Annotated in this window: 22 protein-coding genes and 1 pseudogene; 9 read left to right on the forward strand and 14 right to left on the reverse strand. The window is 60.6% G+C overall.

Going from position 1 to position 25,932, the window contains the following annotated elements; translation table 11 throughout:
• Positions 1-58 precede the first annotated feature (58 nt).
• The gene (locus tag DET50_RS12925) at positions 59-901 is read right to left on the reverse strand and encodes an iron-sulfur cluster assembly protein (RefSeq protein WP_113863256.1); all 843 of its coding nucleotides are present in this window, start codon (positions 899-901) and stop codon (positions 59-61) included.
• Positions 902-1,134: 233 nt separating this feature from the next.
• On the opposite strand from DET50_RS12925, the gene DET50_RS12930 reads away from it, so the two are divergent.
• Both DET50_RS12930 and DET50_RS12935 read left to right on the forward strand, forming a co-directional pair.
• Complete coding sequence (locus DET50_RS12930; RefSeq protein WP_113863257.1) at positions 1,135-1,614, forward strand: hemerythrin domain-containing protein; 480 nt, start codon at positions 1,135-1,137, stop codon at positions 1,612-1,614.
• Between the two features lie 18 nt (positions 1,615-1,632).
• Positions 1,633-2,346: pseudogene (locus DET50_RS12935) on the forward strand (succinate dehydrogenase iron-sulfur subunit); the annotation flags it as partial.
• Between the two features lie 13 nt (positions 2,347-2,359).
• Here the strand turns inward: DET50_RS12935 and DET50_RS12940 are convergent.
• Both DET50_RS12940 and DET50_RS12945 read right to left on the reverse strand, forming a co-directional pair.
• Positions 2,360-2,563, reverse strand: coding sequence for a YgaP family membrane protein (locus tag DET50_RS12940; protein ID WP_113863259.1), 204 nt, complete (start codon positions 2,561-2,563; stop codon positions 2,360-2,362).
• 80 nt (positions 2,564-2,643) lie between these two features.
• On the reverse strand, positions 2,644-3,015 hold the full coding sequence (locus DET50_RS12945; protein ID WP_113863260.1) for a DUF488 domain-containing protein: 372 nt from the start codon (positions 3,013-3,015) through the stop codon (positions 2,644-2,646).
• A gap of 331 nt (positions 3,016-3,346) precedes the next feature.
• Here DET50_RS12945 and rnk point away from each other — a divergent pair, with 331 nt between their 5' ends.
• The 5 genes from rnk to DET50_RS12970 all read left to right on the forward strand — a co-directional run bounded on the left by rnk (position 3,347) and on the right by DET50_RS12970 (position 9,461).
• On the forward strand, positions 3,347-3,733 hold the full coding sequence (gene rnk / locus DET50_RS12950; protein ID WP_113863261.1) for a nucleoside diphosphate kinase regulator: 387 nt from the start codon (positions 3,347-3,349) through the stop codon (positions 3,731-3,733).
• A 107-nt stretch (positions 3,734-3,840) separates the two neighbouring features.
• Positions 3,841-4,479, forward strand: a complete 639-nt coding sequence (locus DET50_RS12955) for a TetR/AcrR family transcriptional regulator (RefSeq protein ID WP_113863262.1) — start codon at positions 3,841-3,843, stop codon at positions 4,477-4,479.
• Positions 4,463-5,791, forward strand: coding sequence for an efflux RND transporter periplasmic adaptor subunit (locus DET50_RS12960; protein ID WP_113863263.1), 1,329 nt, complete (start codon positions 4,463-4,465; stop codon positions 5,789-5,791). Before DET50_RS12955 ends, DET50_RS12960 begins: the two co-directional genes overlap by 17 nt.
• Entirely contained in the window at positions 5,788-8,946 is a 3,159-nt protein-coding gene (locus DET50_RS12965) for an efflux RND transporter permease subunit (protein ID WP_113863264.1), read from the forward strand. The genes DET50_RS12960 and DET50_RS12965 overlap by 4 nt, the downstream gene beginning before the upstream one ends.
• A 44-nt stretch (positions 8,947-8,990) precedes the next feature.
• On the forward strand, positions 8,991-9,461 hold the full coding sequence (locus DET50_RS12970; protein ID WP_113863265.1) for a cytochrome c: 471 nt from the start codon (positions 8,991-8,993) through the stop codon (positions 9,459-9,461).
• A 6-nt stretch (positions 9,462-9,467) separates the two neighbouring features.
• On the opposite strand, the gene DET50_RS12975 is transcribed toward DET50_RS12970, so the two are convergent.
• The 3 genes from DET50_RS12975 to hemN all read right to left on the reverse strand — a co-directional run bounded on the left by DET50_RS12975 (position 9,468) and on the right by hemN (position 13,027).
• Positions 9,468-10,358, reverse strand: a complete 891-nt coding sequence (locus tag DET50_RS12975; RefSeq protein WP_113863266.1) for a U32 family peptidase — start codon at positions 10,356-10,358, stop codon at positions 9,468-9,470.
• A 13-nt stretch (positions 10,359-10,371) separates the two neighbouring features.
• On the reverse strand, positions 10,372-11,367 hold the full coding sequence (gene ubiU / locus DET50_RS12980) for a ubiquinone anaerobic biosynthesis protein UbiU (RefSeq protein ID WP_113863267.1): 996 nt from the start codon (positions 11,365-11,367) through the stop codon (positions 10,372-10,374).
• A 244-nt stretch (positions 11,368-11,611) separates the two neighbouring features.
• Positions 11,612-13,027, reverse strand: coding sequence for an oxygen-independent coproporphyrinogen III oxidase (gene hemN, locus DET50_RS12985; RefSeq protein WP_113863268.1), 1,416 nt, complete (start codon positions 13,025-13,027; stop codon positions 11,612-11,614).
• Positions 13,028-13,245: 218 nt separating this feature from the next.
• On the opposite strand from hemN, the gene DET50_RS12990 reads away from it, so the two are divergent.
• Complete coding sequence (locus DET50_RS12990) at positions 13,246-14,778, forward strand: cryptochrome/photolyase family protein (RefSeq protein ID WP_113863269.1); 1,533 nt, start codon at positions 13,246-13,248, stop codon at positions 14,776-14,778.
• Positions 14,779-14,781: 3 nt separating this feature from the next.
• Here the strand turns inward: DET50_RS12990 and DET50_RS12995 are convergent, their stop codons facing one another.
• The 7 genes from DET50_RS12995 to DET50_RS13025 all read right to left on the reverse strand — a co-directional run bounded on the left by DET50_RS12995 (position 14,782) and on the right by DET50_RS13025 (position 22,783).
• On the reverse strand, positions 14,782-15,900 hold the full coding sequence (locus tag DET50_RS12995; RefSeq protein WP_113863270.1) for an ABC transporter ATP-binding protein: 1,119 nt from the start codon (positions 15,898-15,900) through the stop codon (positions 14,782-14,784).
• An 18-nt stretch (positions 15,901-15,918) separates the two neighbouring features.
• On the reverse strand, positions 15,919-16,788 hold the full coding sequence (locus DET50_RS13000) for a carbohydrate ABC transporter permease (RefSeq protein ID WP_113863271.1): 870 nt from the start codon (positions 16,786-16,788) through the stop codon (positions 15,919-15,921).
• Complete coding sequence (locus DET50_RS13005) at positions 16,781-17,707, reverse strand: carbohydrate ABC transporter permease (RefSeq protein WP_113863272.1); 927 nt, start codon at positions 17,705-17,707, stop codon at positions 16,781-16,783. The genes DET50_RS13000 and DET50_RS13005 overlap by 8 nt, the downstream gene beginning before the upstream one ends.
• A gap of 64 nt (positions 17,708-17,771) precedes the next feature.
• Complete coding sequence (locus DET50_RS13010) at positions 17,772-19,031, reverse strand: ABC transporter substrate-binding protein (protein ID WP_113863290.1); 1,260 nt, start codon at positions 19,029-19,031, stop codon at positions 17,772-17,774.
• Between the two features lie 35 nt (positions 19,032-19,066).
• Positions 19,067-20,503 carry a carbohydrate porin gene (locus tag DET50_RS13015; RefSeq protein WP_113863273.1) on the reverse strand — a complete coding sequence of 479 codons (1,437 nt, stop codon included), beginning with the start codon at positions 20,501-20,503 and terminating at the stop codon, positions 19,067-19,069.
• A 110-nt stretch (positions 20,504-20,613) separates the two neighbouring features.
• Positions 20,614-22,080, reverse strand: coding sequence for an ATP-binding protein (locus tag DET50_RS13020; RefSeq protein WP_113863274.1), 1,467 nt, complete (start codon positions 22,078-22,080; stop codon positions 20,614-20,616).
• On the reverse strand, positions 22,067-22,783 hold the full coding sequence (locus DET50_RS13025; RefSeq protein WP_113863275.1) for a response regulator: 717 nt from the start codon (positions 22,781-22,783) through the stop codon (positions 22,067-22,069). Before DET50_RS13025 ends, DET50_RS13020 begins: the two co-directional genes overlap by 14 nt.
• Positions 22,784-22,904: 121 nt before the next feature.
• Here DET50_RS13025 and DET50_RS13030 point away from each other — a divergent pair, with 121 nt between their 5' ends.
• The gene (locus tag DET50_RS13030) at positions 22,905-24,131 is read left to right on the forward strand and encodes a transporter substrate-binding domain-containing protein (protein ID WP_113863276.1); all 1,227 of its coding nucleotides are present in this window, start codon (positions 22,905-22,907) and stop codon (positions 24,129-24,131) included.
• A 9-nt stretch (positions 24,132-24,140) separates the two neighbouring features.
• Here the strand turns inward: DET50_RS13030 and DET50_RS13035 are convergent, their stop codons facing one another.
• Entirely contained in the window at positions 24,141-25,829 is a 1,689-nt protein-coding gene (locus DET50_RS13035) for an HAD family hydrolase (RefSeq protein ID WP_113863277.1), read from the reverse strand.
• Positions 25,830-25,932 lie beyond the last annotated feature (103 nt).

Genomic DNA, 25,932 nt, shown 5'->3' on the forward strand with positions numbered 1-25,932 from the left:
GAACCTTCATTTCGAGTTACCCGCCCAGGGTATGACCTCAAGCCCACTCCTGGCAGGCTCAGATCAGCCCCAGCTCCAGGCGTGCTTCCTCATCAAGGCTGTCGTAGCTCCACGGGGGATCAAACACTATGTCCACGCTTGCGTCTTCGACCCAGGGAACTTGCAGCAATTTGTCTTTCACGTCGCCAGCGATAATGTCACCCATGCCGCAACCTGGTGATGTCAGCGTCATTTCGACACGGACAAAATGCTTATCCTGATCAAAATCCAGTTTATAGATAAGTCCCAGGCCGACAACATTCACCGGAATCTCCGGGTCATAAACCAATCGCAACGCATCCCAGCATTGCTGCTCGCTGATCCGGCCATCTTCCGGCGGCTCGAACAGGATGGCGTCTGAATGAAACCCCAGGCGGCGAGTCACCTCCGGAGACAGGCGATACAGGTTACCCTCGTACTTGACCGTGAAACTTCCGCCCAACGCCTGGGTTATGGAGACGGGCGCCCCCTCCGGAAGCGTTGTGGACGCCCCGGAAGGAACCCGCAGGGCTTCACAGCTCTCTGACAGAACAAAGGTTTTCGGTGGTTTGGCCGGCTTTTTGGAATGTGGCGCCTTGATGGTCAGGCTCTGGAGCTTCCCCTCACCCTGAAGGCCAATCTCCATGTCCTCAAGGTAGGGCACGCTGGCCGCCTCGAAATACAGGGTCAGCTCGTCAAAGTCCTGCCTCAAATCCCCGGTTGCTTCATGCCCTGGCGGACAGAAAGCCAGACAAGTCTCGGCCTGCTGGGTGCCGCCTTTCTCCACATAGACCCGGGCTGCCATTCCCGGCACTTCCTGTTTCGCCAGTATAGCGATCAGATAGTCACGGGCTTGCGGTGTCACTTGCGCGTTGATGTTCACGAGTTACCCCTCCTTCTGCGCTTCTCACGTTGCCGCTTTCGCTGATTGGATCTGCATTCATCGCTTACAAGATCCAGCCATCTCAGGTGCTGCTCCCAGATCTTCTGTTTAATGTGTTCCGGCTTGTTGCAGCTCATCTCTGCCTCCCCACGCACCAACAAAATGAGAACAATTCTTGACACCTTATAAAGTGCATTCTATATGTATGTTAAAGCAAGAGAGGAGGATGAGCAATGAACAATCAACAACCACCAATTGAGGAACTGGACACTGACGTGCTGCTGGAATTGATACTCCGGGGTTACGATGCTGCGCATCTGGCCAAGCTGCCAGAGCTTCACCGGCTGGCCCGAAAGATTGAAGCGGTTCACAGAGGGAGCCCTGACGTGCCCAAAGGCATTACCCTCGCTATCAAGAACCTTGAGCATACACTCAAGTATCACATTGAGCGGGAGAACGCCCACGTGCTGACCAAGATGGTGCATGACCAGCCGCCGCGGCCGGAAACACCGATTGCCCAGATGAATGAGGAGCACTCGATCATCAAGGGGCAATTGAAAAAGCTTCGTGAAATGACCCGCAACTACTGTGCTCCGGAATCCGCCTGCCGTTCCTGGAGGCGTTTCTACCGGGAGCTGAAAAGCCTGGACTTCCGGCTTTCCGAGCAAATCTACCTGGAACGGGATGTGCTTTTCCCGCGCTTCCAGTTCTGAAAGAGGGAGGGTAGTAAAATGTCGGCCTTTACTGTTCGCCTGTATCGCTACAACCCGGAACAGGATGACGCTCCCTACAATCAAGACATCGAAGTTGACAGTGAATTCCGCAACCGCATGGTTCTCGATGTCCTGGAGCATCTCAAAACCCGCGATCCAACACTCTCGTTTCGTCGTTCATGCCGGGAGGGTGTTTGCGGCTCGGACGGCCTCAGCATGAATGGCCGCAACGGTCTGGGCTGCATCACGAGAGTAGCGGATATTCTGGGCAAAAAGGGTATTCTGGAAATCCGCCCCCTTCCGGGGATGCCCGTAATCCGGGATCTGGTGGTGGATCAATCCCTCTTCTTCAAACAGTATGAGCGGGTGCAACCCTGGCTGATCAATGATGATCCCGAACCGGCCATCGAGCGCCTCCAGAGCCCGGAAGACCGGGCAAAGCTGGATGGACTCTACGAGTGCATCCTCTGCGCCTGCTGCACCTCAGCATGCCCTTCCTGGTGGTGGAACCCGGAGAAGTATATCGGTCCCTCGGGGCTGCTCCAGGCATATCGGTTCCTGGTGGATTCGCGCGACACCGCCACACGGGAGCGTCTGGCCAAACTGGAGGATCCGTTCAGCGTGTTTCGCTGCCGCGGCATTGGCAACTGCACCGCCTACTGTCCCAAGGGACTCAATCCCATGAAAGCCATTGGGCATATCAAGGCCATGCTGGTGCGCGAGCAGGTCTGATGGTGCCTCGAACTCAATTAACCGGCTTTTCCTCTTTCAACCCCATCTTTTTGAGGATCATCATCGCCGGGCACCACTTGGTGAAGGCGGACTGGATCAGGTTAAGGGCTATAAAGCCGGTAAACAGAAGCCAGTAAGGGCTCACGTAATGGGCGAGCACAATGGATATCAGCGTAAACACGCCGGCCATCAGGCGAAGGCCTTCGTTGACTGTCATGGCACACCTCCTTGAGAGCATATAGGCCCATCTTTTACCCGAAAGCCCGGTTGCGCAATGACACGCATCACTTTTCCAGATCAAAACGAACCGAAACGCCCGGCGTGGATAAACTCCCGAAGGGCAACCGCGTTGTTGTGTTCCTTATCTTTCGCCGCAAATACCAGCGTGATGCGGGCATGCCCTTCAAGCAAGCTCTTGAGTGCAGAAAGATCCTCACCGGCATCACCCGATTTCAGCTCTTTCAGATACCTCTCACGGAATTCCGGCCACTTCGCCGGATCATGTCCGAACCACTTGCGCAGCTCGGTGGACGGTGCCAGTCCTTTCAGCCAGTGGGTGATGTCGGCTTCCTCTTTCGCAACGCCCCGCGGCCAGATACGGTCCACGAGCACGCGCGGGCCGTCTGAGCGGGCGGGAGCCTCATAGGCTCTTTTCAGGCGAATATCCATGAGTTGAACTCCTGTGCTTGTCCACCTCACAGGTAGCCACCACTGGAAACCGAGGTCAAGGTCGACACTTGACCTCTGTGAGCGGGAATTCGTACAAAAACCCCGTTTGCCCTTTGTAAAGGGAAAGGCTAGATTCATATAAAATCCTGCAAAAAATCACCTGAGCCAGCCGATTTGTACGTTGTCACTTCTCTGACTGGTTTCCGGAATGCCCCGCGTGGCAGATCCGGCCACACCACAGCGTTACTTTCCTGACGCTGGGTCTGCGCGCACGCACGGCTCAGCACCAGCACCCAAACTATCTCGGTTAATCCCTTTTCTGGAGGTCACTATGTCCGATTTGCCCGCTATCACTGTTGCCGAAGAGGATTACAATCGCCTTGCCACCCTGCTTGAGAAAACCACCGATCCCACCGGCGTTGCCGACGGACTGGAAGAAGAACTCAGCCGTGCCGACTTGCGGCCTTTGTCCGAAATACCAGAAACCGTTGTCGTGATGAATTCGGTGGTTCTTTTCGAGGATCAGGATAGCGGAAAGCAACACAGGCTCGAGCTGGTCTACCCTCACCAGGCTAATGGCAGCCCCGACAAGATCTCCATCCTGGCGCCCGCCGGGGCTGCAATGATCGGCCTGAGCGTCGGAGACAGCATTGAATGGCCGGTGAAGGGCCGGAACCCGCTGCACCTGAAAGTGGTGCAAGTCACCCGACCCGACTGAAAAGTCGGGTCATCCCGACCTCAGGAACCCCCACGTTCCAGGGTTCTTGCAAAAACCGCTGCGAGCTCTCAGACTAAAGCAATTACTCACTTTTTTTTGGCACCACCATGTCAGCAAAATCAAAAGGCTCCAAGCGCACCTACCAGAGCACCGAACTGCGCCAGTCCGCCACCATCGAGGCGGTCGTCCAGCTTTGTGCCGACCAGGACCCGGCCACCCTCACTACAGCCCGGATTGCCGATGAAGTTGGCCTGTCGCAAGGCGCCCTGTTCAAACACTTTCCCAACAAGAACCGGTTGTGGGAATCGGTGGCTGGTTGGGTATCGGAACAGCTGACAAGCCAGGTTTTCCGTGAAGCAGACCGGCATGAGCTCGCCGATCAGGCTCTGGAAGCCATGTTCCTGGCCCATGTGAGGTTTATCGCCCGGCATCCGGGCATTCCCCGCCTGATGCTGGGTGAGTTGCAAAAGCCCGGCAATGGCGCCGCCAAAACAATCATCCGCCAGACCCTCGCCCGCTACCGCAGGAAGGTGGTCGGACTGCTGGATCTCGGCATACAACAGGGGCGAATAGCTCCCGGCATGGATACCGAAGCAGCGGCGGTGCTGTACCTCGGGGCCATTCAGGGACTGGTGGTTCAGGGTATGGTCAGTGGCGAGATTGCCACCCTTGAGCAAGCGGCTCCCCGAATTTTCAAACTTTACAGCGCCAGCTTCCAGGAGATGCCCGATGACCCGGAAAAATAAACTGACTCTGGCTCTGGCCCTGATCGCCGGCATTGCCTTCGTGGTGATCATGGTCAAGCTGAAACAGCCGCCGGAACGGGCGGCGGCGCAGGCAGCCGCGACCCCGGTGCGGATAATGGAAGTTACGCCCCGGGAATTCCGCACTGAAGCCCGGGGCTATGGCCAGGTGCTGCCGGCCCAGACCTGGAACGCGGTGGCCAATGTTGGCGGGCGGGTTATCTGGAAACACCCGGATCTGGAGAGCGGCAACCTGATCGCCGAGGGTACCCGCCTGCTTGAGATCGACCCCACCCGCTATGAACTGGCCGAAGCCTCCGCCAAAGCGGACCTGGCCGGTATTGAAGCCGAGCTACGTCAACTGGAACAGGAAGAGCGCAACACTGGGGAGTTGCTGAAGCTTGAAGAGCGCCGGCTGACACTGGCCAGGCGGGAGCTGGAGCGGGCAGAAACCCTGGCGGCGCGGGGCGCCCTGTCCCAAACCCGGTACGACGAGCAACAGCGGGCCACCCTGCAGCAGGAACAGGCGGTGCAGAGTCTGCGAAACCAGCTAAACCTGATTCCGGTCAGGCGGGATACTCTGGAAGCCCGCAGGGCCAAAACGGAATCGGCCCTGGCCAGTGCCCGGGAAGACCTGGAAGACACCCGTTTTGAAGCCCCCTGGGACCTGCGGGTACATCAGGCCGACATCGACACCGGCCAGTATGTCAGCCCCGGCCAGACCCTGTTCATCGCCGACGGCATCAGCCGGGCCGAAGCCACAGTACAGCTGGAAATACCGGAACTGCGCCGGGTGTTGTCGCAACTGTCGGGTGACAGCCTGCCTGATTCCGAAGCCGGTACTACCAATCACTTCACCGACTTTCATGACCAGTTACCCCTGGGCGATCTGCAAGTCCGGATAACGCCTACCAACGTGCCGGATGCCCACTGGCCCGGAAAACTCACCCGGGTCACCAGCAGCCTCGACCCGGCCACCCGGACGGTTCAGGCCGTTATCTCGGTGGAAGAGCCTTACCGCAACGCCAATCCGCCGGCCCGCCCGCCGCTGGTGCGAAACATGTTCGTGCAGGCCAGTATTAGCGCCACCACGCCCAGGCCGGTTATCGTGATTCCGGCCAGCTCGGTTCATCAGGGTGTGGTGTACCTCGCCGATGAAGACAATCGTCTGCAACGCAGGGAAGTCACCGTTGCCTGGCAACAGGGTGATCAGACCGTGATCAGCGAGGGACTGAAACCAGGCGACCGGCTGATTCTGGATGACCTGGTACCCGCCATCGACGGCACCCCGCTGGCCCCGGGAGATCAACCATGATCCGCTGGTTCGCGGGCCATCCCACGGCAGCTAACCTGCTGCTGATTCTGATTCTGGCCGCAGGGCTGTTTGCCGTTCCCAAACTTACCCGGGAAACCTTTCCGGACTATCTGCCGCCGGAAGTCAGCATCACCATGGAATACCGGGGTGCCACGGCGGCCGACGTGGAGGAAGCCATCTGTCAGCGTCTGGGTGAAGCCCTGCAACGGGTGGACTATATACAGGAGATAACCTGCACGGCCCGGGACAACCAGGCCCAGACCATTGCCAGCATGGAACCCGGTGGCGACATGGGCCGGTTCCTGGACGACATCCGCACGGAAATCGAAGCCCTGACCGACCTGCCGGAAGAAGCCGAAGATCCGATCATCCGGGAGCTTTATCGAACCGACCTGGTGGCTGCCATCGCCGTCACCGGGCCCATGAGCTTCGCCCACCTGGAAAGCTACACCGGACAACTGGAAGACCGCCTGTTTGCCATCGACGGCGTGGCTGATGTGGTGCCTGTGGGATTGTCCCAACGCCAGTGGCAGGTGGAACTATCCCGGGATCGCTTACGCCAGTATGGCCTGGGCGTACAGGATATTGCCCGGGCCATCGGCGGCCAGAACGTCGATATGCCCCTGGGCACCCTGGAAACCGAAAGCAGTGATATCCAGCTAAGGTTTGTGGATGAACGGCGGTCGTTGCAAACGCTGGCCAACCTGCCAGTGCTGGGCGGCCGGGCCGGAGCCGTGCTTACCCTCGGCGATATCGCCACGCTGTCTGAAACTTATGAACGGCAGGAAGAGCGCGCCGAGTTCAACGGCCAGCGGGCGATCATTCTGGAAATCCACAAAAACCGGAACGACGATGCCCTGCGGGTGATGGATTCACTGCAGACATTCATTGCCGAAGAAACTGCCCGCCGGGATGGCACCGTCAACCTGGAGATCACCCAGGACATGACTTCCATCGTCAGGGACCGCCTTCAGATGCTGGTTGGCAACGGCATCACCGGCCTGCTGCTGGTGGGGCTGGTGATGGCCCTGTTCTTCCGGCCCCGGCTGGCCTTCTGGGCGCTGTTTGGCCTGCCGGCGGCCTTTGCCGGCGCCTTTGTAATGATGGCACTGACCGGGCTGTCCCTGAACATGATCACCCTCGTGGCGCTATTGATGGCCATCGGCATTGTGATGGATGACTCGGTGGTGATCACCGAGAACATTGCCCGCCATGCCAACGAAGGCACCACGCCTCTGCGGGCCGCCACCGACGGGACGCTGGAGATCCTCCCCGGTGTGTTGTCCTCCTTCCTGACCACGGTATCGGTGTTTGTTCCTCTGGCGTTTCTGGCCGGTGAGCTGGGTTCGGTACTGGAAGTCTTACCGGTGGTGCTGATTGCCGCCCTGGCCGCCTCGTTGGTCGAAGCCTTCTGGATTCTGCCCCATCACCTGAAAAGTGGTTTGGGCAAAGGCCGGGACAAACCCGCTTCCCGCTTTCGCGCGCGCTTTGACCGGGGCTTTGAAGCCACCCGGGAAAAGGTGGGGCAACTGGCCGATACAGCCATCCGCTATCGCTACGGAGTTCTGGCCGGCATGCTGATCATCCTGCTGGGCTCTGTCGGTCTGATGGCGGGCGGCCACGTGCGCATGGAAGCCATGCCGGAAATCGACGGTGATGTACTCGAAGCGCGGCTCCTCATGCCCCAGGGCACGCCACTGCACCAGACCCGGGAAATCACCAAACGCATTACCGAAGCCATGCTCCGGCTGAACGAGGAATACAGCCCGCAGCAGCCAGACGACCAGGCCCTGGTGCGCAATGTCCAGACCCGCTTCAACCAGCACGCCGGGGCCGGCGAAAAAGGCGCCCATGTGGCCACCGTAATGGCTGACCTGCTCACTGCAGAAAACCGCACCGTCGACCTGGCCACCCTGACCGACCGTTGGTACGAGGAAATCGGTGACATTCCCGGCCTGATCGCCCTGAATATCCAGGAACCGGGGTTCGGCCCGGCAGGCATTCCCATCGAGATCCGGTTGCAGGGCAGCGATCTGGACCAGCTCAAGGAAGCGGCCCGCTACCTGGGCAACGAAGTGGCTGACTACACCGGCACCTTCAACGTGCTGGACGACCTGCGCCCCGGCAAACCCCAGCGTATCCTGACACTCAAGGACAGCGCCCTCGCACTGGGCCTGACCGCCAGCGATGTGGCCGGCCAGATCCGCACCGGCTTGCTGGGCGATATTGTCGATACCGTCCAGATCGGCGACCAGCACATCGAGATTCTGGTGCGCCAGAGCAGCGCGGAGCGCACCACCCGGGCGTTTCTGGAAGACACGGTCATCACCGGCAGGAACGGCCAGATGATTCCGTTGCGGGAGGTCGCCGACATTACCGACGAACGCCAGTGGGCCCAGGTGACCCGAATTGACGGCCTGCGCACCGTCACGGTGTCGGCAGATGTGAACGGCCGGGAAACCAACGCCGATGCCATCATCACCGATCTCCAGAATCGCGTGTTTCCGGAGCTTCGCGAACGATGGCCGGAAATCACACTACAGGTGGAAGGACAGACTGCCCGCTCCCGGGAAACCGGACAGTCGATCGCCCGGGGCCTGCTGATCGGCCTGCTGGGCATCTTCCTGATCCTGTCATTCCAGTTCCGCAGCTACCTGGAACCGCTCATCGTGATGCTGTCAATTCCGGTGGCGTTCATGGGGGCGGTCTGGGGCCATCTGCTCATGGGCTATAACCTTTCCATGCCCTCGCTGATCGGCGCGGCGTCCCTGGCCGGCATCGTGGTGAACAACGCGATCCTGCTGGTACAGTTCATAAAGTCCTATCGGGAACAGGGCATGAGCACTGCCGACGCTGCCGGTGCCGCCAGCCGGAACCGGTTCCGGGCCATCCTGATCACTACCAGCACCACCATAGCCGGCCTGCTGCCCCTGCTTGCAGAAACCAGCACCCAGGCCATGGCGGTGATTCCACTGGTGATTTCCGTGGTGTTTGGCTTGCTGGTCTCCACCCTCATCGTGCTACTGGGACTGCCGGCGCTCTACGTCATCCTGGCGGATCTGGGCTGGTCCGCTTCCGCCAGGTCCGATAGGCGTGAGGATTCGACAGACGACGGACAATTAACATATCTCAACGGGTCTGACGGCCAACAGTGATAGCCTGAAAGGCGCTCACCATTCATTGATAGAGGAGCATCACCATGACAAAAACGAACGGATCGCTTCTGAGCATACTCCTCCTGAGCCTTACCGTGTCATTCGCTGCCACGGCTTCCGAACCGGTCACTCCCAAGCTGACCGAGAAACTGGATCGACTGCTGCGTGAAGAGATGCGGTCCATTCAGACGGCGATGGGGCAGATTCATTCGGCCATCGTTATGGGGCAGCATGACAAGGTTGCGAAGCAGGCCCAGGATATTCACGACAGCTTTATCCTGCAGCAGTCACTCACTGAACAGGATCGTAAAGATCTGATGTCGGCGGTACCGGAAGGCTTTATCCAGCTGGACAAGGAGTTTCATCAACTCGCGGCATCGCTGGCAGAGGCCGGCAGGAATGACGACACGGAGAAGCAACACCAGCTGTTCGGCAAAATGACAGGCAACTGCATCCAGTGCCACAGCACCTATGTGTCTGACCGTTTTCCCGGCGTCAAACCTGTTCGGGACTGATCGGTCTCACCCGATCAGATCCATCCCCGGCTTGCCATACCAGTACCCGTTGCAGGGTGGTGCTTCCACCAGCTGCAGCGGGTCGGTGGCAGGCACTGCTCCCCGGCGTACCTGATCAAAGCGTTTTACCACTTCCTCCATGCCCTGATGTTCCGGGCTCAGGCGCACCGTATTCACGCCCATCCGCTCCATCTCCGGTAGCTCCCGCATCAGGTCGTAGCGGGAGCCCGAGAGCGTGGAAATTCCGTTCAGGCGGAACAGCTCCTGGGATTCTCGAGATCGTAACTCCATGCCATCCGGATGCTGCAGACAGCGGAACTCGCAGTTGTCCTTGGGCAGGTTGTAGTGACGGGCCGTGAAACAGCGGGATGACCACGCAAGGGGCAGGAAGCCCCAGGAAAACACTTCAGCTGGCAGATCCAGGCCTTCATGCTTCAGGCCGGTGACCAGCTGTTCCAGCGTCTCCTTGCCCAGCTCCACCGGCAGGTTCCAGCCTTTCAGTCCCTGCTTTGCCAGCACCTTGAGGGTGGCGACGTTGTAGATGTTCATGGAGGGGCCGGTAATAAATGGAATCTGATGACGGCTGGCGACCTGCACCGCGCTCTGGTCGTTGGCCTCCACCAGGAACTCGTTCTGATCGCAGATCCGGCGCAGGCGTCGCAGGTCGGCCTCCGACTCGATCAGGGTCTGAGTGGAGATCACCACCTCCTTGCCGCAGGCCTTCAGGTCCCGGGCCAGATCAAACCAGTCGTCCGGTTTGAGTTCACGGCGCCGGGAGCAAACCGCCTCACCCAGGTAGATAGTATCCACCGGCCATTCGGCCGCCTTGGCGTAGAAATCGAACACGGTCTGCTTGGACCAGAACCACAGGATGGGTCCGAGAGAGAGTTTCATCATGATTGGCAGAACCTTATTTCCACTTGCGGTGATAGGCGCCCAGGGTAGTCAGGCCGCCTTCGGAAAGTCCGGAGAGGGTGTTGCGCCAGTCATTCTCCACGGTGAACATACCCGGCGTTCTAGCCAGGTTATCCAGGGCCTGGCGCCAGGTGCGGGCAACATCGGCAATGTAGGCCGGGCTGCGCTGGCGGCCCTCGATCTTGACGGCGCTGATGCCCAGCTCCTGCAACTCCGGCAGCAGGTCCAGGGTGTTCAGGCTGACCGGCTCCTCGATGGCGTGATAGACGCTGCCTTCCACCTCGAACCGGCCCTTGCACAGGGTCGGGTAGCCGGCGGATTCACCCTGACCGTAACGGTCGATCAGCACGTCGTTCAGGCGCGACTCCAGACCCTGGGGTGTTTCCTGCCAGCGCACGGCCTTGGCGGGTGAACAGGCGCCGCGGGTGTTGGGGGATTCATCCGTGAGGTAGGACGACAGGTAACAGCGCCCTTCGGCCATAATGCACAGGCTGCCGAAGGCGAACACTTCCAGCTCCACGGGGCTGTGTTTGGCCACGCCGCGTACCTGATCGAGAGAAAGCACCCGGGGCAGCACCGCCCGGCGGATATCGAAGTTGTCCTTGTAGAAAGACAGGGCCTCATAGCTGGTGGCCGAACCCTGTACCGACAGGTGCCGGGGGATGTCCGGATAACGATTCGCGGCATAATCGAGCAGGCCCATGTCGGCGAGAATGATGGCATCCACCCCCAGGCCCGCGGCGCGGTCGACCGCAGCCTTCCACTGTTCCCAGCCATCCGGTTGCGGGTAGGTGTTGATGGCGCAGAACACGCGGCGGCCTCTGGAGTGAGCGTAATCGATGCCCTCGGCGGCGCGTTTGTCGTTGAAGTTCAGGCCCGCGAACTGGCGGGCGTTGGTGCTGTCGCGGAAGCCGATATAGACCGCGTCGGCACCATTATCCACGGCGGTTTTCAGGGCCGGCAGACTGCCGGCCGGGCACACGAGTTCCATGGGTTTCTCCGCTGGAATTGGGTAGTTAGAGGGTATCGGCTGGGGGGCCGGGGTGCCTTGACCTTTGTCAGCGGAGTGGCGTGGGGAGTGAAGTTGGGGTCAGATGAAAGCTTTCATCTGACCCCGTCCTGGAACCTGGCTTTGGGAATTGGCGCTAACTCGGGTGTGAAAATGGGGTCAGAAGAAAGCTTTCTTCTGACCCCGTCTTGGAATCTGCCCCGCCACTCAGGTCCCTGCCCGGCGCTCAGATAATCCGCGAAAACCGCTGGCTGGCCCCTTCCTTCCGATACAGGTCGAAGATCTGGCAGATAGCGCGAATCAACAACCGGCCGGCGGGCTGGACCTGCAGCACCTGGCCCTCGTCGGCCACCAGTTCGTCCTTGATCATCGGGCGCAGGCGATTGAGCTCGTCGGCGAAATAGCGGTCGAAATCCTCACCCCAGGCGTCGGCGAACTGCTGGCGGTCCAGGCGGAACTGGCAGATCAGCTGGCCGATGACCCAGCGGCGGATGCGGTCGTCGCGGCTCAGGCTCACGCCACGGACCGTGGCCAGCTGGCCAGCGTCGATGGCTGCTTCCCAGGCCGGCAGGTCGTGGTTGTTCTGGAAGTAGGCGTCGTCAGTCTGGCCAATGGCGGAGACACCGAGTGACACCAGATCGCAGTCCGAATGGGTGGTGTAACCCTGGAAATTCCGGTGCAGGCGCCCTTCCCGCTGGGCCACCGCCAGGCTGTCATCCGGCTTGGCGAAGTGGTCCATGCCGATGTACTCGTAACCGGCCTCCAGCAGGCGGTTGATCGTATTGTGCAGGATGGTCAGCTTCTGCTGCGGGCTCGGCAGAGTCTCGGCCTGGATCCGGGTCTGGGGATAGAACCGGTCCGGCAGGTGCGCGTAGCTGAACACCGAGAGCCGGTCCGGGGACATCTCGATAACCGCTTCCAGGGTCTCTGCAAAGCTCTCCGGAGTCTGGTACGGCAAGCCGTAGATAAGGTCCAGGTTGATGGAGCGAAAGCCGATCCTGCGCGCCTCATTCAGCACCGCCTCGGTCATGTCCCGGGGCTGGATGCGGTTGACCGCCTTCTGCACCTCGGGGTTCACATCCTGAACGCCCAGGCTGATGCGGTTGAAGCCCAGGTCCCACAGGGTCGGCAGGGTATCCTGGTCCACTTCCCGGGGATCGATTTCCACACTGTAGTCCCGGTCGTCGCCGGTCTGCAGATTAAACAGTTCACCGTACCCTGCCATCAGGTGCTGCATCACATCCTTCGGCAGGAAAGTGGGCGTGCCACCACCCCAGTGCAGCTGCTGGACCGGGCGGTCGGCGCCGAACAGTTTCGACTGGATCGCCGCTTCCTTGAGCACCCGCTCCACGTAAGGCATGGCCTTGTCGCGTTTCTTGGTGATCACCTTGTTGCAGGCGCAGTAGTAGCACAGGTGCGCGCAGAACGGCAGGTGGGTGTACAGCGAGATCGGGCCACCCGCGGCCTTGCTGCGCCCGGCCGCCTTGACCATGTCCTCGACCCGGTAGTTCGGGGTGAATTCCACCGCCGTCGGATAGGAGGTGTAGCGGGGTCCGCTGAGGTCGTAACGCCGGATCAGGGCGTCGTCCCAGATGAAGGCGGGGAGGTCGTTCTTGGTCGCGGTGGCGGTGTTGGAGGCCATAGGTAACTCTGGGTTGGTCGGTGAAAATGGGGTCAGAAGAAAGCCTTCTTCTGACCCCTTCTTTATAGACATTATCGCCGACTCCGGCCCTGAAGGGTTTGATTCGGGTCAGCTGATCATGATGTTCAGTCTAGCACCCCCCGCGCTGAACCACCCTTGCGCCCTTGGCGTATTCTGGCTACCTCTTTGGTGTAACCCGCAACTGCCGGAGTCCGTTCATGGCCAACGTCATTCTCATTCTGGGCGATCAGCTCTCCCCCAACCTCAGCGCCCTCGACGGAGCCGATCCCTGCGGGGATGTGATTGTCATGGCAGAGGTCCATGACGAGGCCAGCTACACCAACCATCACAAGAAAAAGCTCGTACTGCTGTTCAGCGCCATGCGCCATTTTGCCGCCCGCCTGCAGAAGGACGGCTGGCAGGTGCATTACCAGCACCACCATCCCGACAACCCGCACCAGAGCCTGGAGGCGGTAGTGGCAGATCAGGTTCAGCAGCTGAATGCGAACAAGGTGATCACCACCGAGTGCGGCGAGTGGCGGCTGCATGAGCAGATCAGCCAGTGGCATGAGCGCCTCGGCGTGTCGGTGGAGATCCGACCGGATACCCGGTTCATCGCCGGCAAACAGGAATTCGCCGATTGGGCAAAAGGCCGGAAACAGCTTCGAATGGAGTTCTTTTACCGGGAAATGCGCAAGAAAACCGGGTTACTGATGACACCGGAGGGTGAGCCGGAAGGCGGTCAGTGGAACTTCGATGCCGACAATCGCAAGAAATGGACCGGCAAGCCGCCGGCGCCGGCGCCCTTCCGCGTTGAACCCGACGACATCACCGGCGAAGTCATCGCCCTGGTCGACGCGCACTTCGCCGACCATTTCGGCACCACGGAGGACTTCCATTTCGCCGTGACTTCCGAGGATGCCCAGGCGGCCCTGGAACACTTCATCGACTTCGCCCTGTCCTGTTTCGGGGATTTCCAGGACGCCATCTCGGACACGGAGGACTGGCTGTTCCACTCCATCCTGTCGCCCTATATCAACTGCGGGCTATTAGACCCGCTGGCCGTATGCGAAGCCGCGGCTCAGGCCTGGTATGCCGGCCGCGCGCCAATCAATGCGGTGGAGGGCTTCATCCGGCAGATACTGGGCTGGCGGGAATTTGTCCGGGGCATCTACTGGTTGAACATGCCGGGGTATGCCCGGGAGAACCGTCTGGGCAACACCCGCGCCCTGCCCTGGTTCTACTGGAGCGGTGAGACAAAGATGCGCTGCATGCACAAGGCCATCGACGCCACCCGGCGCAATGCCTATGCCCACCACATCCAGCGACTGATGGTCACCGGTAATTTCGCCTTGCTGGCCGGCATCAGACCCGAGGAGATCTGCGACTGGTACCTGGCGGTGTATGCTGACGCCTACGACTGGGTGGAACTGCCCAATGTGCTGGGCATGGTGATGCATGCCGACGGCGGCTATCTGGGGTCGAAACCCTACGCCGCCAGCGGCAAGTACATCCAGCGCATGTCGGACCACTGCAGCAACTGCCGCTACAAGGTGAATAAAGCCACAGAGGAAGATGCCTGCCCGTTCAATGCCCTGTACTGGCATTTCATCGACCGGCACCGGAATGAGTTTGCGGGCAATCCCCGCATGGGCATGATGTACCGCAACTGGGACAAGCAGAAACCGGAGCGACGGGAAGCGCTGCTCCGGCGCGCCGAGCACCTGCTGGCGAACCTGGAGCAGCTTTAAGCATCAGTGGGGAGCAATCCGCTGTTCCGTCTCCGGATCAAAGAACACCACTTTTTTCATATCGAACATCAGCTCGGCGGTCTCGCCCCAGGTCACCGGGTGCTCCGGATCAATCCGGCAATGCACGTTGGTGTCGTTGAGCTGGATCAGCGCGATCACATCCGGGCCCGTGGGCTCGGTCACCTCGATGGTGAACTCGCCCTTGGTGACCAGGGTCTGATCGTTCTTCTGGTCCTGGGGCTGGGTGATGTGTTCCGGGCGAATGCCGAGGATCACCTGGCGGCCGACACGGTCGGACAGGTAGTCCGGTAACGGCAATTCAAGTTCGCTACCGTTGTTGCCCTGCACCTGCGCGTACAATCCCTGTCCGCCCTGCTCCACGGTGACCGGCACAAAGCTCATGGCCGGCGAGCCCATGAAGCCGGCCACGAACAGGTTGGCCGGTGTGTTGTACACCTCTTTCGGTGTACCCAGCTGCTGCAGCTCGCCGTCCTTGAGCACGGCAATCCGGTCCGCCAGGGTCATGGCCTCGATCTGGTCGTGGGTGACGTACACGATGGTGGTTTTCAAGCGCTGGTGCAGCTTTTTGATCTCGGTGCGCATCTCCACCCGCAGCTTCGCGTCGAGATTCGAGAGCGGCTCGTCGAACAGGTAGATGCGCGGTCGGCGGGCCAGGGCCCGACCCATGGCCACCCGCTGCTGCTGGCCACCGGACAGGTTTGCCGGCTTCTTGTTCAGAAGCTGGGAAATCTGCAGCAGATCGGCCACCCGCTCAACTTCCTGGTCGATCTCGTGCTTTGGCAGACCGCGGATTTTCAGACCGAAGGCGATGTTCTCGCGCACCGACATGGTCGGGTATAGAGCATAGGACTGGAACACCATGGCGATATCCCGGTCTTTCGGTTCCATGGTGGAAATGTCCTTGCCATCCAGCACAATCGAGCCGTCGCTGATGGTTTCCAGGCCCGCGATGGTGTTCATCAGGGTGGACTTGCCGCAGCCTGAGGGGCCCACCAGAATGATGAATTCCCCGGACGCGATGTCGATGTCGATCCCCTTGAGGGTCTCCTCGGCCACGCCCGGATAGGTTTTGCGGATGCTCCGCAGTTCCAGTTGAGACATTGTTGTTATCCTCTCAGATCAACCTTTGACAGATCCGGCGGTCAGCCCCCGGATGAAATATTTGCCGGCGACGATGTAGACCACCAGTGTCGGCAGCGCCGCAATCATGGCCGCAGCCATATCCACGTTGTATTCCTTCACCCCGGTGCTGGTGTTGACCAGGTTGTTCAGCGCCACTGTGATCGGCTGGCTGTCGCCGCTGGCGAACACCACGCCGAACAGGAAGTCGTTCCAGATCTGGGTGAACTGCCAGATCAGCGACACCATGAAAATCGGTGTGGACATGGGCAGCAGGATGCGGAAGAAAATGGTGAAAAAGCCGGCGCCGTCCAGCCGGGCTGCCTTGATCAGGGCGTCCGGAATGGCCACGTAGTAGTTGCGGAAGAAAAGCGTGGTGAAGGCCACCCCGTAGATCACGTGCACCAGCACCAGGCCGGTGGTTGTGTTGGCAAGACCCAGCTGGCCGAGCGTCGCCGCCATGGGCAGCAGCACCACCTGGAAGGGCACGAAGCAGCCGAACAGCAGCATGCCGAAGAACAGGTTGGAGCCCTTGAACTTCCATTTGGACAGCACGTAGCCATTGAACGCGCCCAGCAGGGTGGAGATCAGCACCGCCGGCACGGTCATCTTGAACGAGTTCCAGAAGTAACCGCGAATACCGCCGCAATCCACGCCGGTACAGGCCTCGGACCAGGCCTTGGTCCAGCCGATGGTGGTCCAGTCGGTGGGCAGGGCCATCAGGTTGCCGGTGCGGATGTCCATCGGTGTCTTGAAGCTGGTCACCAGCATGATGAACAGCGGGATCAGGTAAACCAGCGCGGCCAGCAGCAACACGCCGTAGACAGCCACGCGGCTGGGACGAAAGCCGGTACGGACGACATCAGTCATGGCGTTTCTCCCTCAGTTCGGAGTACAGGTAAGGCACCAGCAGGGCCAGAATCGCACCCAGCATCAGCATGGCGCTGGCGGAACCCAGGCCCATCTGGCCCCGGGTGAAGGTGTGGGCGTACATGAATACCGCTGGCAGGTCGGTGGAGTAACCCGGGCCACCGGCGGTCATGGCCATCACCAGGTCAAAGCTCTTGATGGCGATATGGGCCAGCACCATGACAGCACTGAAAAACACCGGCCGAAGGGACGGCAGGATGATTTTCCAGTAGATCAGCGGCAGGCTGGCGCCATCGACCCGCGCAGCGCGGATAATGGAAGAGTCGACACCCCGCAGGCCGGCCAGGAACAGCGCCATGACAAACCCTGAGGCCTGCCAGACCCCGGCCATCACGATGGTGTAGATGGCCATGTCCGAGTTGACCAGCCAGTCGAAGCTGAACGAGGTCCAGCCCCAGTCGTGCATCAGCTTCTCCAGCCCCAGGCTGGGGTTGAGGATCCACTTCCACACGGTACCGGTGACGATCATGGACAAGGCCATGGGGTACAGGTAAATCGTGCGAATGGCACCTTCCTGGCGGATTTTCTGGTCCAGGAAAATGGCCAGTACCACTCCGATCACCAGACAGCAGGCGATGAACAGGCCGCCAAAAATCCCCAGGTTAACCGAGGCGGTAAGCCACCGGTCATTGGCCATCAGCTTGGCGTACTGTTCAAAGCCGACGAACTCATACACCGGCAGGAAACTGGAACTGGTGAAGGACAGCACACCGGTCCAGATCATGAAGGCGTAGATACCGACACCGACCAGCACAAAGGTCGGTGCCACAACCAGCTTGGGCAGCCAGCGCTGCAGCGCGTCGAGCAGGCTCGGACGCGACCGGGCCACCCGGACAGGTTGGCGTTGAATGTGTTCCATGAAATGTCTCCCGAAAGGATCGGAGGCCACGCGTCATGTAATCTGACGGGTGGCCTCCGCCTGATCACATGGCGGCCTGGATGGCGGCTGCCAGTTGATCGGTAGCCCGGGCGGGATCCTTGTCGTCGTTGTTCACGAAGTTGGTGACAACGTCAAAGATCTGGCCCTGGATATAACTGGTGGTCGCCAGGCCATGGGCGAAGCTCGGGACCAGTCCGCCGGTATCGGCACTGCTCTTGAAGGTGTCCATGGAGGCCTGGGCGCAGGCATCGAAGCCGGACATTTCCATATCGGTACGCACCGGGATAGAACCCTTGGCCTTGTTGAACACGGTCTGGAACTCCGGCTCCAGGATGGTGCGGGCCAGGTCTTTCTGGGCTTCGGTGTTTTCCTCGTCGCTCAGGCTGAACATGGCGAACGAGTCGACGTTAAAGGTGAACTCTCCGGTGGTGCCCGGCGCCGGGGCGCAGATGTAGTCCTCGCCCGGGGTCAGACCGGCAGCGGTGAATTCGCCCTTGGCCCAGTCACCCATGATCTGCATGGCCGCCTCGCCACGGATCACCATGCTGGTGGCAGTGTTCCAGTCCCGGCCGGCGGCGTTGTCATCGACGTAGCTCATCACCCTGGCGAATTCGGAGAACACCTTTTCCATCATCGGGCTGTTGATCACTTCCATATCGTGTTCGACGAAGGCCCGGGCAAAGTCTTCCGGTCCCATCACGGCCAGGGCCACCGCCTCGAACACCGTGGCGTCCTGCCAGGGCTGGCCACCGTGGGCCAGGGGAATCACGCCGGCCGCTTCCAGCTTCTCGGCGGCTTTGTAGAACTCATCCAGGGTGGTCGGTACTTTGACGCCGGCCTGCTCCAGCACGTCGGGGTTGGCCCACAGCCAGTTGACCCGGTGCACGTTGACCGGCACGGCCACGTAGTTGCCCTCGTATTTCATGACATCGGCAATCACCGGCGGAATCAGCTGGTTCCAGTTGTTGGCCTCGGCCACGTCATCCAGGCTGGTCAGAAAGCCCAGCTTGGCCCACTCCCGGATGTCCAGGCCCTTGATCTGCGCCGCTGCCGGCGGGTTGCCGGACACAGCACGGGTCTTGAGGACGGTCATGGCGGCTTCACCGCCGCCACCGGCCACGGCAAAGTCTTTCCACGTGTGGCCCTGTTCTTCCATCATTTCCTTGAGGGCGGCTGCAGCGCGGGCTTCACCGCCGGCGGTCCACCAGTGCAGCACTTCCACTTCACCGGCCTGGACGGCCTGGGCTGGCAACAGTGCGGCAGTCACGGCCGCAGCGGTAAGGGTTTTCTTGAATAGGTTCATGGTCATTCCTTCCTGTTTTGTTGTCTTGATCAGGTTCAGAACCAGATTTCCATTTGCGTGCCAAAGGTCCACTGGCCGCTCTCGAAATCGCTGTCGGCACCCAGCGGGTCGCCAGCGGCATAGGTTTCAAGCTCGTCATCCCAGGTGGAGTAGCTGGCGAAAAGCCGGATCTCCGGGCGGTTCCAGAAGCCGCCAACCTGGGGCTTGAACGTCGGGGCAATGGTGAAGCGGCTGTAGTCGCCATCGACGGCATTGCGGTCATCGTAGCCCAGGGTCTCGAGATCCATGGTCTGCCAGGACGCCTCATACTGCATCTCGAAATTGGCGTTGAACTCCTGCGCCAGCCGGGCATTGAAGGTCAGCCACTGGTATTCGTCGCCCTTGATGTAACGGTCCTCGCTGGTTTCCGCCAGGATCGCCGGGGCGAAACGCCAGTTCTCACTCAGATAGGTGGTGCCGTACATGGCGACGCGGGTGCTGACTGCATCCTCGTGCAGGTTGCCATCGGCGCCGATGTTCTTGGTTTCCGCACCCAGGCCCTGCCCGTGCAGAACGGCGACCTTGAAGTTGCCCTCGGAAACGCCGAAGAAGCTGTCGCCATGGTAGGCGAGCATGGTGTGAACACCGGTCTCGGCCGCCTGAAGCGCCCCACCAACCACGCGCTGGTCATTGTCCTGCGCCTTCATGCCGCTGAGTGTCCACTGGACGTTACCGAAATAGTTGTCGGCAGTCAGGATCAGGTTGTCGGTGTTCGAGGTGATGTCCTGGTCCTGAATGTCAGACGGGAACTCCAGGAAACTGCGGCCATACAGGGAAAAGTTGGATTCCACGTTATCGGCAAACTTGACGTCGTAGATACCGGCGCCCAGGCCCCCGAGAAAGATGATGTCGCTGTCCAGCCAGTGGATGTCGAAGTTCAGATCCCGGTCAAAGCGCTTGCCGGCCCAGATCGACGCATCCTCGAAAATACCCGAGAAGCTGGCCAGATTGCTGAACTCCACATAGGCCTGGCGCACGTTCAGGGCGCCATCACCGGCGGTCCAGTCGTTCGATGACGTGGTGGAATCGGCGATCATCAGGCGGTAGTGGGATTTGGTGCCGTTCTCGGCCACCTGCTTGTAGTTCAGGATGGCTTCCAGGTAGGTGTCCGGTTCGTTGCCCAGTCGGCCTACAGCACCGCCCACGGAGCCAGCCGGGGTCAGGTAGGGACCGCCCGGCGCGCTTTGCAGGTCGCCATTGAGCAACAGCCCGGAGCGGGCGTAGGTGTTGAAGGAAAACCCTTCGTCACCGGTAGCCTTCGGCTCTACTTCAGCGAGCTTTTCTTCCAGTGCAGCCAGGCGCTCCTCGACGCTCTGCTGCTCCTGTGCCTGCACCGAACCGGCCGCCATGGCCAGCGAGGCCAGCCCGACTGCAACAGCCAGGGATCGACCGGCGAGCCGGCCCTTCACAGGGGAATTCGTGGTGTGAAACATAGTGACTCCTTGTTTTTGTTGTCTTCACAACTTCGGAGTCTATGGCAGGAAACCGAGACGATGAGTATCAAACTGAAAGACCGATGTAACACCTTTGTTACATTGACCTTTTAGTGCCGGGGCAAGGTGAGAGTGACGTGCAGCCCGCCTCCGGCGCGGTTGGCAATGACCAGCTCTCCGCCATGGTTCTGGGCAATGTTGCGGGCAATTCCCAGCCCCAGTCCATGGCCCTGACGCTGGCTGGCCTGCAACCTGTAATAGGGTTCAAAAATGCGGGCCAACTGATCCTCCGGCACCCCGGGGCCCTCATCCTCCACATGGATCACCAACCGGCCGGGCTCATCCTCGATACGGACTCGGGCCACGCGGCCGTACTTGACCGCATTGTCCACCAGATTGCCCAGGCACCGCTTCAGCGCCAGCGGCTTGCCCCGGTAACGCCGGCAGTGACCCTGAACGGTGACACGGCGCGCGCCCCCGGACTGATAAGCCTCACCCATACCGCGCAGCATACGCTCGATATCCACGGGCTCTGCGTTCTCGTGGATATCCGTGTCTTTCATGGACTGGAGCGCATTCTTGACCAGCAGTTCCAGTTCCTGCAGGTCTGCTTCGAGCCGCTGCCGCATGGGCTCGTCCTCGATCAGGTCAACCCGCAGCCTCAAGCGGGTAATCGGCGTTTTAAGATCATGGGAAATAGCACGGAACAGCTGTTCCCGGTCGCTGATGTAGCTCTGCAGGCGCCGGCGCATGGTGTTGAAGCTGCGGGTTACAGCAACAATCTCGGCACTGCCCTGCTCCTTCAGTGGCGGTGTGGCGTCATCCAGCGGCAGATCCCGGGTGGCCCTGGCCAGTTTGCGAAGGGGTCGGGTCTGCTGCCGGATCAGCCAAGCCAGCACCGGGAACAGGATGCCGATCATGACCACCACGAACAGGATCTGCTGACCGGGGATACCCTCCTCTTCCAGGGACACAAAGGGAGCCGGCAGGGCGGCGGCCAGGTACAGCCACTCTCCCTGATCCACCTCGATCTGGGTCACCATGACCGGAGGGTTCAGCGGCTCCAGGGTCAGTGCATAGTGGGCCCACGAGCGCGGCAAGGCGTCCAGCGGCAGCTCGGTATTGAGGATCCGCAAATTGTCGGGGTACACAAAATCCACGTGCAGGTTGATCCGGTTACCCAGGCGCTGATGCAGCACCGAGCGCACTTCCTCCATGACCAGCTGCTTGCGCGCGGTGTCCGGCAACGGAGTCATATCGATGCGTTTGTCATTCAGGGAGACAAAGAAACGGGTACCACCCATGTCCCGCAACTGATCCAGCACGATGTGACGGTATTCCTGGGGCAGGGAGTTGAAAAACTGCACGGTGGCCGACGCGGACTGGGCCAGGTTGCGAGTGGTGGCGACCAGGCCCTCTTCCTGTTGGGCCCGGTAGGTGGCAACCCAGGCAGCGCTGGAGATGATCTGGGCACCGGCCATGGCCAGCAGGGTCAGCAGCAACACCCGCCCGAGCAGGGAGGATGGCACCCAGCGCCAGAGCAGGGAGCGCTCCTTGCCGGAACTATTCAGGGCCATGACTTACCGTGGCGGCGAGCAGATACCCCGCGCCCCGCACCGTCTTGATCAGCCTCGGGTTACGCCCCTGGTCCCCGAGCCGCTGGCGGAGCCGGCTGACCGCCACATCCACCACCCGGTCCAGCGGCATGGACTCACGCCCCCGGGTAACATCGGAGATGGTGTCCCGGTCCAGGACCTGATTGGGGTGGTTCAGAAACAGCTGCAGCAGGGCGAAATCGGCACCGGACAGCGCCGTCGACTGGCCGCTCTCGTCGATCAGCTCATGGGCCAGGGTGTCCAGGCGCCAGCGGTCGAACAGGATGAATCGGGGGTTTTCCACCCTGGCGAACCTTGCCCGTCGCAACAGAGCCTTGACCCGTGCCTGCAGCTCCCGGGCACTGAACGGCTTGGCCAGGTAGTCATCGGCGCCGATTTCCAGGCCCACCACCCGGTCGGTCTCGTCGGAGCTGGCAGTCAGCATGATGATAGGCACCTGGGAATGCTCCCGGATCTGCCGGCACAGGGTGAAGCCGTCATCACCCGGCAGCATCACATCCAGCACGATCAGGTCGGCTGGCCGCTCGCCGAGCAGCTGCCGCATCTGGTCTCCATCCCCGGCGGTCCGTATGTCATACCCGACCCGGGACAGATGCTCCTGCAGCAACTCCCGGATGGCGGCATCGTCATCGACCACCAGGATCGACGCTTTGGTGTCAGTCATGGACTCGGATCTTGTTGTTTTTCATGGTTACAAGGATATGCCCAAACGTTGTGCGGCAAAAGCCCGAAGAGCCTGCTAGGCTGAGAGCACGATTGTCAACAACACGGACGAAACGACCATCATGCTTGCCAGGCCGTTGCTGTGGCTCTTGCCGATACTGGCCCCTTCCCTGACCGCGGCGGACCCACGGATCCTCGAACTCTATACCTACGAGGCTCCTCCTTACCAGTCGCGAATTCAATTGCTGGATCAACAGGTATCGGTGACTGGCGAAACCGTGGAAACCGTTGCCTGTGCTGCCAGGGAGGCCGGCTGGCAACCGAAGATTCATCTGGCGCCACAGAGTCGGGCCCTGTATGAGCTGCGCCGGAACATGATCGACGGCTACTTTGCTCTTGACGCCTCCACCGAACTGGACGCCGCGGCCTTGCGCAGCGATCCGGTAGCCCTGGAAGAATGGTACTTTTTCAGCACCGAGGCGCAAACGGAGCCCTCCAAAGGCCGTATCGGCGTGGTCAATGGCAGCAACGAGCTGGCCTGGCTGGAAGCTTCCGGCTACGATGATTTTCTCACCGTTGTCACGCCCGAACAGCTGCTCGCCCTGCTGAAACGAAAGCGGATTGACGTCGCGTTGATGGATCGGCGCCTGATGGAGGTGCTGGCCGGCCCTATGGGCGAAAACCTCGAAACTATGCACATGGAGTTCGTGCGTTACGCGCCACTTTACCTGTACCTGAACCGGGAGTTTGATGCCAGCCACCCTCACTTCCTGGCCGCTTTCAATCGCGCCCTTCCCGGCTGCATGGAGGATCAGATCACGCTGTCCTCGACCGAACGCCACCAGGCCGAGCGCCTGGCGATTTCTCTGCTGGAGAATCTGGCGCAGCAGATTGATCTTCAGCAGGCGCTGGCCGATGATTCGACCAATCCAGCCTCCGGGGACATCCGGGACATCGATCGTGACTGGCGGGCAAAGGCTCCCGGCGAGGCCATACCCCTGGCCCGACACATTCTTCAGCTGCCTGCTTCCACGGCACTGCGCCAATGGAAGGCAAAGTATCCGGGTCTGGTAACCGAAGCCATGGTGGTCAACCGGTCGGGGACGATTGCGGCCATGAGTCGCCTGTCATCCGATTTCTGGCAGGGTGACGAACCCAAGTTCAAGCAGATAATGGACGCCCCCGCCTCCACCGGCGATATCTACATTTCACCCATTCGCTATGATGGCTCCACTTCGCGCTTCCAGATCATGGTCAGCTCGGCGATTAAGCCGGCAGAGGGCGGTAAGCCGCTTGGCGTGGTGGTGCTCGGGCTGGATGTGGAAGAGGCACTCAGGACCCGGCCCTGACACCAATCCCTACGGCGGCCCCACCTCGCAAGCCAGCACCAGCGCCCAGAACTCGGAAAAATCATTGACCACCACGTCCGGCTTGTCCGGATGTTTGTGGGTGCCCGGAAAGATCTTGTTGAGCCAGGGCTGGTCCCACTGGGCGCCGTTGAAAAACACCGAGGTCATCCCTGCCCGCTTGGCGGCAATCACATCGGTGGTGCTGTCCCCGACATACCAGACACTGGGGTCCGGCGGGTAGTCCAGCTTCTGCACCGCCAGCAGCAACTGGTCCGGATGGGGTTTGCGCAACGGCGTGTCGTCCCCGCACACATCCACATCAAACAGGTGGGACCAGCCCGTGCCTTCCACCGCGTCCAGTTCGTGCTCGAAGAACTCCCGGTCCCGGTTGGTGATCACCCCGACCTGGATGTTCAGTTTCCTCAGCCCCTCGAGCACATCCCGGACCCTCGGCTCAAAGGCCTTGACGGTGCCGTAGTGGTTCCGGTAATGGTGGTTGAAGGCCTTGTGGGCAACCTGCTTGGCTTCCTGGTCCTCACCGAACAGCACCTCAAAGATATCCGTCCGGGAAATCTTCCGGTCCGCCTTCACCTTCGGGTGCAGTTTGGCGAATTCGCGCACGTAGGACACCAGCCGGGCATCCTCAAGGGTCTTGCTGTCCTCCGGGGCCACCATCCGGTCCATGAGATCGAGCTTGTGGAAATCCGGCAGCATGTCATCCACCGCGTGGTACATGGCGTCGAGGGTGTCCACCAGGGTGGCGTGCCAGTCAAACAGGATCACCGCCGGGCGAATCAGCCGGACCACCGCCGGGTGCCAGTCCGGCTCGATTCTGGGCTCCGGGCGCTCCGGTGAAGGGAAAGGCCTGGGTCGGACCTCGGCCGGGGCCTGGGTAAAGGCATCCGGCTCCTGGCGCTCCAGCAAGGCCAGCAGGTTGAGCAGATCCTCGAAACTGTCCAGGATCGCCGCCGGAGCATCCCGTTTGGTGAACCAGCTGTCGATGCGATCCTGCTCCCAACAGGCACCGTTGTAGAACACGCCCGAGACTCCTGCCTTGTGGGCGGTGAGCATGTCCACGTAGCTGTCGCCCACGTACCAGGCCCGGCTGTCCGCCGGCAGCTCCAGCTTTTCCAGGGCCTTCAGGATCACCTGGGGGTCCGGTTTGTACTCGGTAACGTCATCGGCACAGACGGTGGCATCAAACAGATGCTGCCAACGGCCTTCGTCCACCGTCCTCAGTTCCTTGTCCAGAAACTCCCGGTTGCGGTTAGTGGATACCGCCAACCGGATGCCCATGGCTTTCAATGCCGACAGATATTCATAGGCGCCCGGCTGGAAAGGTTTCACCTGGCCGAAGTACTTGCGATAGGCAGTATTGTAGGCCTTGTGGGCGATCAGTTTGGCTTCCTTGTCCTCCCCGAAGATCGCATTGAAGATGTCCGTGCGGGAAACCCGGCGCTCGGCCAGAATCCGGGGATGAAGGCGCCGGAAGATCCGGATGTAGCGCACCAACCGGGCATCATCCTGGGTGCGGCACTGGTCCTCCGATAATAGTCGGTCCACGAGGCCAAGTTCTTCCAGTTGCGGCAACATCTCCTCCATGGCACTGAACATGGCATCGTGGGTATCCACGAGGGTGCCGTGCCAATCGAAAATCAGCACCGAAGGAGCCGGTATCGCCTCGTTGAATCGCGCCATCTGGAGTCTCCGCACTGGAACTGTTTTTACCCTTGCAATCCGGACCGCAGGGGTTAAAACTCGGTGTTGTATAACAAAAAAGATAAACCCGGTTGGCTGCGAT

Origin of the sequence: Marinobacter pelagius (genome assembly GCF_003315345.1) — a bacterium.
In the GTDB taxonomy this organism is placed as follows: Bacteria; Pseudomonadota; Gammaproteobacteria; order Pseudomonadales; family Oleiphilaceae; genus Marinobacter; species Marinobacter pelagius_A.